Annotated in this window: 8 protein-coding genes; all 8 read right to left on the bottom strand. The window is 39.0% G+C overall.

The annotated features are described in order from the left end of the window. Positions 1-3: 3 nt before the first annotated feature. Entirely contained in the window at positions 4-2,022 is a 2,019-nt protein-coding gene (locus tag AC3WV0_RS02015) for an NPCBM/NEW2 domain-containing protein (protein WP_488843523.1), read from the bottom strand. A 128-nt stretch (positions 2,023-2,150) separates the two neighbouring features. After that, complete coding sequence (locus tag AC3WV0_RS02010; RefSeq protein ID WP_488843522.1) at positions 2,151-3,542, bottom strand: glycoside hydrolase family 43 protein; 1,392 nt, start codon at positions 3,540-3,542, stop codon at positions 2,151-2,153. An 18-nt stretch (positions 3,543-3,560) separates the two neighbouring features. Next, entirely contained in the window at positions 3,561-4,682 is a 1,122-nt protein-coding gene (locus AC3WV0_RS02005) for a glycoside hydrolase family 43 protein (RefSeq protein ID WP_488843520.1), read from the bottom strand. 1 nt (position 4,683) lies between these two features. Then, a complete protein-coding gene (locus tag AC3WV0_RS02000; RefSeq protein WP_488843518.1) occupies positions 4,684-7,251 on the bottom strand; it encodes a glycosyl hydrolase 115 family protein in 2,568 nt (855 codons plus the stop codon). Between the two features lie 37 nt (positions 7,252-7,288). After that, the gene (locus AC3WV0_RS01995; RefSeq protein ID WP_488843517.1) at positions 7,289-9,733 is read right to left on the bottom strand and encodes a glycoside hydrolase family 31 protein; all 2,445 of its coding nucleotides are present in this window, start codon (positions 9,731-9,733) and stop codon (positions 7,289-7,291) included. Between the two features lie 415 nt (positions 9,734-10,148). Next, positions 10,149-12,074 carry an alpha/beta hydrolase-fold protein gene (locus AC3WV0_RS01990; RefSeq protein ID WP_488843515.1) on the bottom strand — a complete coding sequence of 642 codons (1,926 nt, stop codon included), beginning with the start codon at positions 12,072-12,074 and terminating at the stop codon, positions 10,149-10,151. A 333-nt stretch (positions 12,075-12,407) separates the two neighbouring features. Then, positions 12,408-14,018, bottom strand: coding sequence for a glycoside hydrolase family 43 protein (locus tag AC3WV0_RS01985; protein WP_488843513.1), 1,611 nt, complete (start codon positions 14,016-14,018; stop codon positions 12,408-12,410). A 216-nt stretch (positions 14,019-14,234) separates the two neighbouring features. Beyond that, positions 14,235-15,953: a glycoside hydrolase family 43 protein gene (locus AC3WV0_RS01980; protein WP_488843511.1), complete on the bottom strand. Its 1,719-nt coding sequence runs from the start codon at positions 15,951-15,953 to the stop codon at positions 14,235-14,237. Positions 15,954-16,091: the final 138 nt, after the last annotated feature.

The following is a 16,091-nucleotide window of genomic DNA, read 5'->3' as shown; positions in this document are numbered from 1 at the left end:
TAATTATTTTGATGAAATAAATTTATAATAAGCCACACCATGCGCCGGAATATCAAGCGATAATGCCTGATTCGTTGTATTGATTTTTGCAATGTCCTGCTGTCTCCAGATATCTCTTACGGTTTGACGACCGAAAATACCGAGCTGCTTAAAATCTTTGTAAGAAAACTTAATTTTCTCCCTTCCGAAATTGGCAAAAGCCACCGCTTTTCCGCCGTCTTCAAGGTCTTTTACGTAAATTTTCAATTCGCCAATGGTTTGAAGACAAACGCCCTGTTTTCCTAAAGCATCCTGATTTACGGCGATAACTTCATCATTCGTTAAAAGATTTAAAGTAAAATCATCAAGTTTCTCTAGGTCGCAACCAATCAGTAATGGTGCTGAAAATATGCTCCAAAGACTGATATGTAAATATTGTTCGTCCGATTTCAATCGGCTCTGATGTGGGTTTCCCCAACCTACGACACCTACTACCAACATATCGGGGTCGTTCCAGTTGCCGGGTTTTGCGTAAGGAGCGGCTTTGTCCTGAGCCAAAGCAATATTTTTAACACTTGCCCATGTATCGGTGATGTCATTGGTCGTTCGCCAGGATTGTGCATCGGCATCATTTCCCCATTTCCAGACATCACCCATGCCGTATTGACAAAGATTATACACAATATCACGAGGCTGGTTTTTTAATAAATTTCCCATTAATTTGAATGGTTTCACGCCTTTATCCAAATCTCCTCCACCTTGAAAATTGAGAGAAGAAACTTTATTTGGGTCATTATCGGGCAAACCATCCAACACGCCGCCGTAGCTGCACCAGTCGTATTTCAGATAATCGATTCCCCATTTGGCGTAGCTTTCGGCATCCTGTTTTTCGTAGCCGTAACTTCCTGCGCAGCCGCCACACGTCCAAGGTCCAGGAGAGGAATAAATTCCTGCTTTCAGACCTTTTGAATGAAAGTAATCGGTTAATTCCTTCATATCCGGAAATTTGGAATTGGTCAGAATATAACCGTTTTCATCACGCATTTTTCCTTTAAAGGAAGGGTCTTTTCCGTCTCTGTTAAATTGCCACGAATCATCGATGTTGATGTAGTTCCAGCCGTGGTTTACCAAACCTGTTTTAACCAAAGCATCGGCAGCTCGTTTTACTTTGTCGGCAGAAACTTCGTGCCCGAAACAGTTCCAGCTGTTCCATCCCATTGTTGGTGTCAAAGCTATTTTGTCACCGCTTTCGATTCTTAATTTTTTTGAAACTGTGCCTTTAGCATTTTTAGCATTCAAAATCACTTCATAACTTCCTTTCGTATCTATTTTTCCGCTGATAATTCCGGTTTTGGAATCTATTGTTAAACCTTTCGGAAGATTTTTCGCCGTAAAAGTCATTGGTCTGTCACCCGTTGCCGCAACCCTGAACAAAAAAGGTGAGCCGGGACGAACGCCATAAACACCTGCTGAATTGATTTTTGGCGTTGCCGCAGGTTTTGGCGTCAAAATATAAGGTATTGACGAAATCGGGTTAAATGTTATCAGCTTAGCACCGTCTGAAGTTTCAAACTTAGCATCTGCCCAATCAGCGTGGTCGTAATAAGGTCCGTCTCCGCCATCTGTTACGACTAATTCTAATTGTTGTACACCTTCCAGCGAAACGGAAACAGGCTTTGCTTTATCGCCTAATTTCATTATTCCGCTTGACCAAAGCTTTTTGTTGTCGCCGTAAATTTCAAATTCGGCAGCGGGATTTTGACCTTTGATTTCATCATCCATTCCCACCATTGCTGAAAAGCTTTTTGCTTTGCCATTTAATTTAATCAACAAAGAACTTTCTGCGTGGGTTCCGAAGCCTCTTTTGAAAACTTCGCTGGCAATCATCATAGGTTTTCCGTCCACCGAAGTGTTAATGCCCGGTTTTCCGTTTCCTTGTGTGGCAACGCTTAAATCCAACTGGTCTAACCAAACGGTTGACTGCGCATTTAAATAGCATACGGCAATGAGAAAGCTAAGAACAAAAAGTTTAAATCTGAACATTTTTAAAATTGTAACTGATATATTAATATAACTCATAACAAATGACTTAAGTTTTGGCTGAAGCCAATCATATTCACCTTTATAAAATGGGCTAAGGCCCATTCCTATTGATATTTCTGAATTCAGCTTTAATTTTCATTAAATTTCCACCAATCAAAATAGAAAAGGTCGTTTTCTCCCTTAAAAACAAAATATAAATCGTGGATTCCCCTTACATTTTTAAGAGGTGTATTAATGGTTTTATATAAGTCGCCCTCACCTTTTCCTGTAACGTTAACAACTCCCAGCAATGGCCCATTAAGAGCATCTGAACGCACTTCTATTTTTCCGCCATAAAGAGAAGCAACATTTACATCCAAAGATTTTACGCCTTTGGAAAAATCTACCCCTTGGATTTTAATATAATCACCATTGTTAATTGAGGTAACGATGACACGGTCTGTGATTTTTTTACCTCTGTTATAGGGTTGATTACGTTCCCATTCTGTGACCATTTCTGTTTTCAGCCCTTCGCTGTAAGCCATTGTTTCTGCTTCCACTTTTTTATAAGGGTCCAGAGTACCCACTCTTTTTGCACCATCCGTAGTCCAGAAAGGAAGCTTCTGAATGGTTCCATCTGCATTGTAGGTAATTTCTGTGACACTAACAGACCGGCGTTCGTAATGCTTGCTCATGATCTGCATTCTAAGCATATGGTTGAATCCGAAAACATAAGATTTGCCTTTGAAATCTATGATACCGGGATGATTTCCGCTGGATCTCTGGTCGCCATCCATTATCACACCTCCATAATTCCACGGACCTGTAGGTGATTTTGCCATTGCATAACCAATTCCTTCCGGACAACATTTAGAAGCATAAGCCATATAGTAGATTCCGTTTCTTTTCCACGCCCAAGGTCCCTCCTGATACTTGAAAGGATCTGGCTGGTCTTTCACCTTCGCAAATGAAGGGTCTTTGGTAATTGGTCCGGCAAGAGATATCATATCTTCGTTGAGTTTAGCATACCAAAGATTCGGATTCCCCCAGTAGAGATAAGCCTGCCCGTCGTCATCAATTAAAACTGTGGGATCGATGTCATCCAGAGAATTTTTGATCAAAGGCTTGCCGATAGGATCGGTGAAAGGTCCATATGGACTGTCCGCCACCAAGACTCCAATACCCATATTGTTGGGCATTGGACAATACATATAGAATTTTCCTTTTCTTTCAACAACCTGTGGCGCCCAGGCACCGTTGTCGGTATTTACCCATTTAAAATCCTTTAGAGAAGCGACTACACCGTGATCTGTCCAATTGACCATATCTGTGGAAGTGTATAGCAACCAGTCTTTCATTTTGAATCCGAAAGCATCGTCTTCATCGTGGCTGGTGTAAAGATAAACTGTATCCTTATAAACCATCGGTGCAGGATCTGCCGTGAATTTGGTCTGAATAATGGGATTCTGGGCAGACAGTGAAAATCCTGTAAGCATTACTCCAATGTTTAAAGTATATTTTAAAAATGTTTTCTTAATCATAATCAGTTTTTTATGAACTTAATATTTAATGATTTGTTCTGTCCAGGTCGGACCATCGATATAAAACATTCCGTTTTTATAATGAACAGGTTCGATTCCCATTTGCGGACCCAATTCCCAAGGCTGAAAAGTCTGGCTGTACGGGTATGGCCTTTTCTCATACATAAAATAATGGCAGGAATTCCAGAGATTTCCATCCGGACCGATGAATAATGCATTGTGTCCTGTTTCCTGATATGGGTCTTCCGTATCGGTAAATTGCAAATTTTCGTAACCACCATCTTTTGCCATTTGCTGTCTGTAGCCTTTTTTACGGGTTCCGAAAATCGGTTCCGGAGAAGCAAGTTCCCAAGGTCCTAAAGGTGATTTTGATTTTAACAGGCCAACCTCATATCCTCTCGTCCAGGTGGAGAAAAACATAAAATAGGTACCTTCTTTTTTTATTACAAACGGACCTTCTATTCCGCCAACCATCCATTCCGGCCAGCCTGGCTGCTTTTTATCAAGAAATTTCTGAATAGGAGTGGTTAATTTTCCTGTTTTCAAATCAATTTTAGCCTGAAACAATCCATTCCCGCTACAATACAGGTAGACTTGCCCATCCTCGTCTTCAAACAAAGTGGCATCGTTATTATATTGTGGAGTAAGCGGACCGTTGAGCAGTTTATATGGACCTGTCACTTTATCGGCTGAAAATAACCAAACGCTGTGTGTCGCCATTCCTTTCGGGTCTTCTTTGGTTACCTTTCCACTGTTTACAATCAGATAATATTTCCCTTTGATGAAATGAATTTCGGGAGCCCAGAACCTGCCGTTGTAAGGACAATCTTCGGGAAGTTTTTTAGCATCAATCAAAAAAGAATGCTGTTTCCAATTCACCAAATCTTTAGAAACCAACATTCGGACACCCGGATTCGGGCCTGTCCAGACCGGATTGGAAGTCCCCACGCAATACCACAAATCATCAACTTTAATAATGAAATGGTCGCGCATAGAAATAGCAGAATCTCTGGTAACCGGATTGGTGTAGCGAAATTCTTTCTGTACAGAAGTTTTGCTTTTCTCTGTTTGAGCAAAAACATTATTCAAAGCAAAAATGAATAATGAAGCTATCACAATATTTTTGAAAATTTTTATCATATTACTTTCTTTTATAGGGACTTTCATCCATTTTTAAATAAGTTTCTTCGTAACCACCGTTGTCAATAACGACTTTATACAATACAATTCCCGGGTCTAACGGTTCAATAGTCAAAGTATAATTTCCTTTCTCATTTGCCGGAATAATAAAGGTTTCTACTTTTTCCACCAATCTTGCGGCGGACGCAGGATACATTTTGGTATAATTATTTGCCCAAGTCAAATCCTGATTAATACCAATTTTTTTAGAATCATTCTTATCAAAATAAGCTTTAATGCTGTGGCCTCCTTTTTTGAACGGAAGTGTAGAATCAAAAAAGAAATGCACTTTTACGGTCGCAGGATTATTCTTTAATTTAAATTGATAAGCTATTGAAGATCCTTCTGTTTTCTCAGTGTATGGCATCAATGCAATTCCGGAAAGTGCTCTTCCCAATTCAGGAATGACTGTCCATTTTGTATCTGAAAGAGCTTTAGCATTAAAGAAATGCTCGGCTTCGATGACAACTACGCCATTCTTTTCTTCAAAAATATAACCGCCTGTCTTTGCTTCTTCTTTTGTGATTCTGTAAACCGTTGGCTTGATGTTTCCTTCTTTAGGTTCGTCCCAGGATTTGTAGCCAATGTGAGTTTGATCCATCATATGATTCCATTTTCCGCCGGAGATATTCAGGTTGTAATCTTTGGTGTATTCTGCATCTCTGGCGAAACACTCATCGGCATAATCTGCCCAATAATTGGCTTTTAGATCTTTTTCCTCTGCCAGCTTATGGTTCATTGCAACCGCATAATACATATCGTAGAGATTTGCCATCGCACGAACCGGATGCAAAACAATCTGCTTATAAGTGTCTTTATAAGCTTCATCTAATTTCATAAACTGCCTTAAAGCTCTTGTTTCCAAAGCCAAATACGAATCTTTTACCTGTAGAAATTCTCCAGTCTGGAGATTGTAGGTTTTATGATTCAGCATTTCTGCAGACACCCTAGAATTATATTTACAGTACAAATTGATGATTTCTGCAATTTCCTTCGCATCGTTCTTTCCAAAATGTTCTTCTGCAAATTTTACAGTGTAATTTTCAAGATTATCCTGGTTAAAAGAGGTCGGGTTCCAAGCCATATTCAGGAAAAAATCCATTGGATATTCGTTGGGTTTCAAATCTCCGACATTCAGAATCCAGATTTTATCAACTCCGTAACTATAAGTTAGTTGCAACTGTTCCCACATATGCGGAATCTGCGTCATATTCAGCCATTGATAGGCTCTCGGTGCACCGTGCAAATCGACGTGATAATACATTCCGTAGCCACCCGGATGCTTTTTTGCATTGAGATAAGGCAATCTGCGGACATTTCCCCAGTTGTCGTCACAAAGCAGAATCGTCATATCGTCTGGAACTTTCATTCCCTGGTCATAATAATCCAAAACTTCGCTGTATAAAGCCCATAGCTGAGGCGTTTCTTTAGCCGGCTTTTTAGTTACTTTTTCAATGATTTTTCTTTGGTCGTTCATTATCTGTTCCAACTGTTTGAAATTGGCTTCAGCACTTCCCAAATCGCTCATCGGTTCGTCACCGTCGCCGCGCATCCCCATTGTTACGAGATTGTCATAATTTTTATTTCTGCTGAATCCGTCTTCCCAGAATTTCAGAAGGGCATCTTTATTGGTGTGGTAATTCCATTCACCGTTTCCATATTCTTTGCGGTGATTTCCCCATTCTTTCTGGGCGCGCATCATCGGTTCGTGGTGTGAAGTGCCCATTACGATTCCATATTCATCGGCAACTTTCGGGTTAAGCGGATCGTCTTCATTAAAAGCTTTTCCCCACATGGCGGGCCACAAATAATTGGCTCTGAGACGAAGCAAAAGCTCAAACATATTCGCATACATTTTGCTGTTGATACCTCCGAATTTTGTTCTTGCCCAGGTACCAAATGCAGGTTCTTCATCATTAATGAAAATGCCGCGATACTTTACTTTAGGCTCGCCTGAAGCAAAATATCCCGGAACAACATACGCTGAAGAACGTTTCTGAACAGGCACATCATTCCACCAATGCCACGGCGAAACACCTAATTGTTTTGATAATTCATAAATTCCGTAAATCGTTCCTCTTCTGTCGCTTCCTGAGATAATGAGCTGCTTTTTGGATTTTGATTTTGGATTTTCTATGGTTGTGATGACGAAACTTTCCCATTTCCCTTTTAAATCTTTAGCATTGATTTTTTTAGATGATATTAATCCGTCAATTAATTTATTTTTACCAACAGTTCCGATGATGATCTCAAATTCGCCGGAAGTCTCAGTTGTGGAAAAATCAGGTAATTTTCCGGTCACCTTTTGAATATCTGACTGCAGATCTTCTGCAGCTCTTATAACTGCGATATTCTCGGCTTTATCATATTTTAAATCTGCAACTTTTCCCTCTTTTGAAACGATGGGAAAACCCGTATCATCGGAAATGATATTTGCAGTGATTCCTGAAGTTTGTTGTGCTGAGACTCTCAATACTCCAAAAATTAAAAACAGAATTGATAATTTGTTAATCTTCCTATGCTTTTTCATAATCAAAACTTATCTTATTGTTTATCCTCAGAATTTGCTACTTAAAGCTTACACCTACTTTCTTCCCCGAATAGCTCAACGTTTTCTGCTGACCGTCAGGAAAAATCAGATTAAAGATTCTCTTTTCAATCATTCCTTTGTATTTGCCTTTCCGGACATCTATCGTCAAGGTTTTTGATCTTTCATTCCAATGGAAAGGGATTTCAGTATAGTCTCCTTTTTCATAGTTGTAATTATCGAATTCATCTTCGTATAAGACGAAATCGGCATCCGTTCCCGGATAGATTTTCACTGTAAGATTATCCCATTTTTTCTCAGTAGCATATTGTACATCAGGACCAAACGGAATGATGCTTCCCGCTTTCACATACAACGGAATGCTTTGAAGTTTAAGAGATTTTTCGATTTCCTGACCGCCTTTGTACTTTTCATTCGTCCAGAAATCAAACCAGTCTGAACCTGCGGGAAGGTAAACTTTCACGGCTTTATTTTTTGTAAAATCTATATTGGAAAGCGAATTTTCTTTTTTGGTGGCATCGGTTTTATTCCAGCCTTCATTTTCATCGGTTTTAATGAATTTTTCCGGTGTGTATTGAGGATTAAGAATTGGTGCAACTAAGAATGATTTACCGAAAAGATATTCATTGTTGATGTCCCAAGTTTTTTTGTCTGATGAAAAATCCATCGAAAGAGCTCTCAAAAAACTCGAATTATTTTTAGAAACATTCCACGAGGTCGAATAAATATACGGTAACATACTGTAACGCAACCTTATGAATTTCTCGATAATATCATAAACCACATCTCCTTTTTGTCCAAACTGGTAAATTTCCCTTGGAACATCAGTTCCATGCGAACGCATCATTGGTGTAAAAGTTCCGTATTGCAGCCAGCGAACATACAATTCCTGGAACATCGGATTTTTGGTGCCTCCATTTCTTTTATAAACACCGGCAAAGAAACCGCCGATATCAGAGTTGAAATTCGGATTTCCAGTCAGGTTGAAATTTAAACCTGCCGGAACCTGATTGCGCAACATCTCCCATGAAGAATTGACATCGCCCGACCAAGTGTTTGCTGCGTATCTTTGCTGACCTGCAAAAGCTGACCTTGTTAAAATAAAAACCCTTTTATCACTCGTAGTTTCACGCTGATGGTCGTAAACTCCGCCAACTGTCATCAGCGGATATGCATTTCTCACTTTTCGGAATGAGCCGAGATACGTTTTGGTGTCCAAATCTTCCGGTTTTTGGCTGAGATGGTCGGGTTCCGTAGAATCCATCCACCAAGAATCTACGCCTAGACTGAAAACGCCTTTGTTCAGATATTTCCAGTAAATATTTCTGGCCTCGGGATTATAAGCATCGTAAACGCGGACTCCTGAAGGATAGTTCATATCGGGAGGCCAAACTTCCCGGCCAGATTCCGGCCAGGTTTTGAAATTGAACAACATTCCTTTTTTATCCATTTCACGGTACTGATTGGTCATCGGACCGAAAGACGACCAGATAGAAACGGAAAGATGCGCATTCATATCGTGAATGTCTTGTATCATTTTCTTAGCATCGGGAAAATCCGGGCTGATGAAATCCATCGCATTCCACTGGTAATTGTTGCCCCAATACTGCCAATCCTGAATAATTCCATCTAAAGGAACTTGTAAATCACGGTATTTTTTAACCACATCCAAAAGCTCATCCTGACTTTTGTAACGCTCTTTGCTTTGCCAATAACCATAAGTCCATAAAGGAATCATCGGCACTTTTCCTGTCAGATTTCGCATTCCGGCAACTACACCGTCCGCATTTTTTCCGTAGATAAAATAATAATCAACACCTTCTCCAACTTCAGACGAGAACGATGTTTTGTCCGGTTTATCGGTAAATTGAGTCGGAGAATAGTTATCCCAAAAAATGCCATAACCTTTTACAGACTGAAAAAACGGCACAAAATCCCAAGTGTTATTCTGAATCATTTTTACATCCGTATTTCGCTGAGACATTTTCCCGTTTTGTAAAATTCCTAAGCCGTAGATGGGTTCGTCTTTTTCCAGCTGAAAAGATTGTGAAACGGACAGGGTTTGATTTCCTGCATCATTAAAAGGTTTGAAATCGCTTCCGGTTTCTTTTAATAGTTCTTTTCCAGAAGTTGAATTGTACTTTATTTCACCATTTTTAGCATCAATAAAAAGCTGTACATCATTTGTTTTTAATGAAATAACATGATTACTTTCTGAAACTGAAAATCTGGTTTTCTGTTCTTGTTTAATGATCGATAAACTATTTTTGACAAATGATTTTCCGGTGGGATATTTAATAATTCTAACCGTATTTTCACCGTACAATTTCACTTCAACATTCATATTATCCACAGAAAACTTTAAACCTGAATCTGTTTTTTGATACGATTGCGCCTTGATATTTCCCGATACAATAACGACCGTGATAATAAGTGTTTTGATTTTTATTCTGTTGAAATTCATTGTATAGGATTTTGGATTAAAACATTAAGAAACCTTTAGGTTCGACGGAGTCAAATTAAGCTTGATTTATCAATTTTCTTTATCTATTTCGACTTATATTTAATCATTGTTAAAACCTAAATATTAATAGTATAATCAACAGGTCGCTCCTCTGGAGCTTTGTTTTTTTACTTTGTTTTTTCTACTATCAGAAAGTCCCGCTGGGACTAAATTCAGCTCCTTTGGAGCGAACCGTTAATAGATAACAATATTTTCAGAATTAAAAGCTCTGTAAGAGCTACCTGTTTTATTATATTCTATTTTTATCAGACAAGGATTTTTAGCAAATTATTCTAAGAATACTTAATGTCATAATGTTTTTAAAAAAACAAGTTGTTTTTATTAAGTTAAATAAGACAATTCGTATTTTATTATGTTATTTAAAAAGCTCCTGCGCAAACTGATGAAGACTGTCTCTCCAAACCGGCCAGCTGTGACCGCCGGGATAATCTCTGTAGGAATATCTAATTCCGATTTTATCCAGTTCTTTCAGCATTTTCTGACCGTTTTCGTAAGCGATATCTTCTTTTCCTCCCATTGAAATCCAGAAATTTTTAACGTTGAACGAAAAGGCAGATTTATTTTCATTTAAAAATTTGTACTGTTTATCGGCAACGTCCTGAAGCATCGGCAACATATATCCTGAACTGAAAACGCCCAGACTTGAAAACATATCAGAGTTTTGAATTCCGGCATACAATGTATAAATCCCACCCATTGAAAGTCCCGCCAATGCACGGTTTTCTTTGCCTTTTTTTATTCTGTAATTGGATTCGGCAAATGGGATGATGGACTCTTTCAGTTCTCTTTCAAACATTTGAAGATTGCGCTCTCCAAAGTTTCTGATTCCGCTTTGTCCAATATTAGCATCAGGCATAATGATGACCATTTTTTTTGCTTTTCCTTCCGCAATCAGATTATCCAGAATCAGATTGGTTTTGCCCTGATTCGCCCAGCCGCTCTCATCTTCTCCTCCACCATGCAAAATATATAATGCAGGATAAGATTCAGTAGCATTCTGGTCGTAACCCGGTGGTGTGTAAATGAAAACTCTTCTCCATGAGTTGGTGACTTTGGAATAGAAATTTTTGATGCGGATATCACCGTGCGGAACATCTTTTAAGGCATAGAAATCATCGCCATCAAAAGGAATGTCGATTCCACTGGCATATCTTCCCATTCCGTAAAATGTCTGGCTGGATGGATCTGCCACTGCAACTCCGTCAATTAATAGTGAATAATAATGAAAACTTCCGCTTTGCGGATCAGTTGTTCCCGTCCAGAAGCCGTCTGCACCTTTTTTAAGGTCATATTTCTTTCCTAAATCAATTTGAACTTTCTGTGCTTCCGGCGCTTTTACTTTGAACACCACTCTTCCGTCGGGAAGGATTTGAGGATATTGAGCATTTCTGATATTGGTTGTTGCAGGCGTTCCCAAAACGGTAAATCCATCAAATTTAGTTTTATCAACAGGTTTGAATAACAGCTGTGAAAAAATGTACAAATCATTCTTCCAAACTTTGAAATCGTGACCGCCCGGTTCAATGTAAAAAATGTGCGGAATTTTATTTTTCTTCAGATAATCGCTGGTTCTTTTGCTGAAAGGCATCAGTCCGTCTGCATCGCCACAGGAAATAAAAATAAGTTTCATTTTTAACGCTTCCTGAGGATTTGGCAGAAGCTGATTCGGTTCCTTGGTGTTGGGTGCAGAAGAAAATGCGCCCAACCAGGCAAACTTATCAATGTTTCCAAAAGCAAAATTCTGGGTCTGTCCGCCTCCCATTGATAAACCGGCTAAAGCCCGGCTTTCACGGTCTTTTTTAACAGGATATTTTTTTTCTACGAACGGAATCAGGTCATTCAGCAAATCTTTTTCAAAAGTTGCGAAGGCTTCGACTTTATCCGGAGCCATAATATTTCCTGTTGCTCTGTCATCTTTCATCGCACGACCGTTCGGCAAAACAACAATCATCGGCTGCAGTTTTCCCTGTGCGTAGAGATTGTCCAGAATAACATTCGGTTTTCCCTGGTTGAACCATTCTTTTTCGTCGCCGCCAATTCCGTGAAGAAGATAAAGAACAGGATATTTTTCCCCTTTTTTGAATCCCGGCGGTGTGTAAATCAAAGCTTTCCTTGTAGTTCCGACTGTTCTTGAAGCATATTGAATCGTATCGATTTTTCCGTGGGAAATGGTTGGTTTTTCAATATCAAAACCTTGTGGAGCCTGTTTATCAAGAGTTTGTGCCGAAACAAACATTCCGGATAACATAAAACTTACTACTAATATGATAGATTTGTTCATGATTTTTATTTGTATTTTTTACACTTATTAAATTAGATAAAAAAATAATACCGGCAAGGGTTTATTTTTTCATTTTTTATTATGAGATTTTCAGCTGTTTTTATGGACAGGTCACCTCTACGAGGCTTTGATTTTGATGGTACAATGTTTTGCTACTAACAGTTTGCTTCTACGAAGCAATAATTTTCATTTTTTCTAGACAGTGAATCTCTCGCAGCCCGACCTGAGTGAAGCTCTTTTTGTGCAGCGAATCGGAACAAAAAAGCGGGAACCCTTCAACAAGCTCAGGATAAACTACAGGCGGATAAAGCTGCCCAAATTATTCAACTCTAATTATTCCGAACTTACATTCACTCTGAAAAAATCAACATCTACAAAACCTCCCAAATTTTTGGTTGCATAATTGAAAATTGCAAACTTGGATCCCATAAAGAATCTTCGGTAATCGAAAATCATTTTGTAATCTTTTGCCATTTCGGTCCAGTTTTTTTGGTCGGTGCTGTAATAAAAATCGGCCAAATCTTTTCCGAGATTAAAATCGGCATCAATTTTAAAATAAACTCTGTCTGAGTTCAATGGAATCCGTTTTTTCTCTTCTTTTTTAACACCTGTAACCGCCTTAGTTTTATTATCTAGACTGACTTCATTGGTTGAAAAGACGACAAACTTTTTATTGCCTTCCATCATCACAGATAAAATCCCGGAATCGCCGTTGAAAGCACTGAAACCTGCTACATCGCCATCTTTCATCCCTTTAACATCCAAAGCCACTATGCCACTGGATTTCGGACCTTCCATTCTTTGTGTTAAAGTGTTGGGAGCGAGGTACAGATTATCAACTATTCTGTTGGTTTTCAACCTTAAAAAACCTTTTCTGTCGAACAAAGACCAGGCTGAATTGACAGGGTTGTGATTCCACTGCCATTGGATTTTCATTTTTTTGTTTGAGAATTCGTCACTTTCTATTAAATGATTTTTAGGTTTGAATGGTGCAAGCGGAACTTCACCCGTTAAAGGCACTTTTCCGTTGTCACCCAAAATTGGCCAGCCGTTTTCCCATTTCACAGGAAGCAAAATAGGCACCCTTCCTACTCCATTTCTGTCCTGAAAAATCAGTGAATACCAATTTCCGTTTTTATCATCAATCAAAGCACCCTGTCCGGCATATGAGAATCCAAGAAAATTGTCTTCAAGAATGACTTTTTTCTCATAAGGACCGGTGACTTTATCAGCTCTGTAAACTTCCTGACGGCGTTTTCCGCCTCTCGGCCAGGAAATCATCATCATATAATATTTACCATCTTTTTTAATGATTTGGTTACCTTCCAAAAGTCCGGTTTCCGAAGCATCTTTCTGAAAAACTTCCGTTCCGTCCTGATTTCCAATAATGGTTTTAAAATCCGGACTCAGCTCAAAAACTTTGTTGGAAGTAAAAACGTAAACTCTATCATCATCATCGAAAAGCAAAGATGCATCGTGAAAATGTCTGGTTCTCGTGATAAGCTTCCAATTGCCTTTTTCAGGATTATCGGTTACATAAAAATACGATTTGAAAGGTTCGTCATTCGGGGAAAACAGAACATAATATTTTCCTTTGTGATAACGGATAGAAGACGCCCACTGTCCACGTCCATAAACGCTTCCGTCAATCAAATCATATTTTGCATTGTCATTTAATGTATCAAAAACATAACTCGACATTTCCCAATGAACCAGATCTTTTGAATGCATAACCGGAGCACCGGGCATCAGATGCATGGTGGTGCTTATCAGGTAAAAATCGTCGCCGTTTCTTGTGATGGATAAATCCGGAGCATCTGCCCAAATGATGGGATTTTTAAACTCGGTTACTTTCTTTTGAAAAGGGTCTATCTGGGCTGAAAGTTGATTCAGCCCGATAAATCCCAAAAAAGAAACTATATAAAATGATTTTTTAATATTCACGATTTTGATATTTTGTTTGGTTCGATTCTTAATCGATATCAAAGAGACACTTCGACAAGCTCAGTGTGACATTGCTAATCCTAAAAGTCTATTTAGATTGTCTTATTATACCGAAGCCTAAATATTATTTAAATTTTAGCTAAAGCTAAATAATCTTTTCTTCTTTGAAAACGGGCTAAAGCCCGCTCCTATTGATATCGTATGATTATTTTCAATTTAATTCGGTACAATATCATTTGAAGACGTGCTGTACAATCCAATCAAACTTCCTGTGAAACCACCTGCGACATCGGTAGAAAGAATGTCTCCTGATACCGGACCTCCCAGATTTTTAAAATTTTTGCCGTCCGAAGAATAATTGAAGCTGATTTCATCTTTTTCTCCAGTCACCTGAAATTTAATGTTCTTTGAAAGTGAAATTTTTTCACTTGCGATCAGTTTTGACGTTCCTTTTTCAGTCCTTTCCAATACAATATAATAGTCTTTGTCTTTTTTCGTAATTCCGAAAACATAATTGAATCTTTCGCTTTGGTAGCAAGTGATTCCCGCAAGTTCCCTTTCAGATTTTGGCTTATAATCAAGCGTTACCGAGGTTTCAAAATCTTCGTGCTGCAACCTGTGGAATAGTGCCGAAACCGGAGCTAAAGCTTTGATATTCGTCTCCATAGGATTCACTTTCACCCCATTTTTCGTAGCCGTGATAAAGTTTTCACGTGGTCCCCGCATCGCAATCCAACGGAAATCTAAATTTTTATCGGTTAATTTATCGTTATACGTGAAGTTTCCGTTCGGGAAGAATCCGTTTTGTCCGGTTTGATTCTGAACACCTTGCGGCATTTTCAATTTTGGTTTCATAGGAACTAATCCGTTCTGGAACACAGGATACGTTCCGCTCCAGTCAACGGGAAGAATAAATGTTTCACGACCTTTATTCACACGGTTATTTACATTCGGACGAATGGCTAAAAATACGCCGTACCATTGGCCATTCGGACCTTCTACCAAATCTGCATGACCCGCCCAGTCCACTTTTTCTTTTCTGTCTTTCGGAAAATATCTTTGCGTTAAAATAGGATTATTTTTAGCCGGAACAAATGGACCTTTTGGGGAATCTGCCATAAAAATCACTTCGCTGTGGTTACCTCCTGTTCCGCCTTCTGCACACATCAGGTAATATTTTCCTTTGTATTTGTACAAATGTGGACCTTCAATCCAAATTGGTTTTTGAGAAAGATCTACTCCACCGTTGACGATAATTTTATCTGAACCTGCGACAACCTGGTCTTTTTCCAAATCGTAGTCCCACATTTTGATGACGCGGTGACCTTGATACTGCTCCGTTCCTTTTGGCGGTGCATCGTTGTGAACGATGTAGGCTTTTCCATCATCATCGAAGAAAATAGCAGGATCGATGCCGTCGAAATTTAACTTCTGAACTTCGCTCCAGCCTTTTGCAGGGTCTTTGGTCTTCACGACCATATTTCCGACGCCACCCGCAATCTGGGTAGTAATCATATAAAAAGTGTCGTTGTATTTATTGTATTTGATGTCTGGTGCATAAATTCCCTGAGAAACTCCGCCTTTTTCAACTTTCAACTGAGAAGGTCTGTCGAGAACGTGACCCACCTGTTTCCAATTTACCAAATCTTTAGAAGTAAAAATCGGAACTCCGGGAAACATGGAGAAAGAAGAATTAACCAGATAATAGTCATCTCCTTTTTTGGTAATACTCGGATCCGGATAACATCCCTGAAGAATCGGGGAATAAAATTCGTCCGGTTTCAGCGGGTTGTCGTTGTATATTTTGTCGTTTCCTTTATATTGAAAATCGGTGAATGTCTGTGCTGAGATGCTGGTCATCGACAGTAAAGCTGCTGCTGCAAAAATGCTGGTCTTGTTTTTTAGGAAATTGGGATTCACTGTTATCTTTTTCATATATAATTTTTTTTATTTAATTTTTTGTTGAACCCTTTCAGGGTTCGTAGTTTATTTTCACATTGTCCCACAGGTTTCACCTGTGGCTATTGTTGTTGAACCCTTCGGTTCTTGTTATTAACAGGTCGCCTCTACGAG

This window comes from Chryseobacterium sp. 27AL (assembly GCF_057815395.1).
This window is presented reverse-complemented; position numbering and strand designations above follow the sequence as displayed.

Bases quoted from the DNA above. Each gene is read 5' to 3' on its own strand.
- AC3WV0_RS02015 (WP_488843523.1), bottom strand. From the start codon at position 2,022: ATGTTCAGATTTAAACTTTTTGTTCTTAGCTTTCTCATTGCCGTATGC.
- AC3WV0_RS02010 (WP_488843522.1), bottom strand. From the start codon at position 3,542: ATGATTAAGAAAACATTTTTAAAATATACTTTAAACATTGGAGTAATG.
- AC3WV0_RS02005 (WP_488843520.1), bottom strand. From the start codon at position 4,682: ATGATAAAAATTTTCAAAAATATTGTGATAGCTTCATTATTCATTTTT.
- AC3WV0_RS02000 (WP_488843518.1), bottom strand. From the start codon at position 7,251: ATGAAAAAGCATAGGAAGATTAACAAATTATCAATTCTGTTTTTAATT.
- AC3WV0_RS01995 (WP_488843517.1), bottom strand. From the start codon at position 9,733: ATGAATTTCAACAGAATAAAAATCAAAACACTTATTATCACGGTCGTT.
- AC3WV0_RS01990 (WP_488843515.1), bottom strand. From the start codon at position 12,074: ATGAACAAATCTATCATATTAGTAGTAAGTTTTATGTTATCCGGAATG.
- AC3WV0_RS01980 (WP_488843511.1), bottom strand. From the start codon at position 15,953: ATGAAAAAGATAACAGTGAATCCCAATTTCCTAAAAAACAAGACCAGC.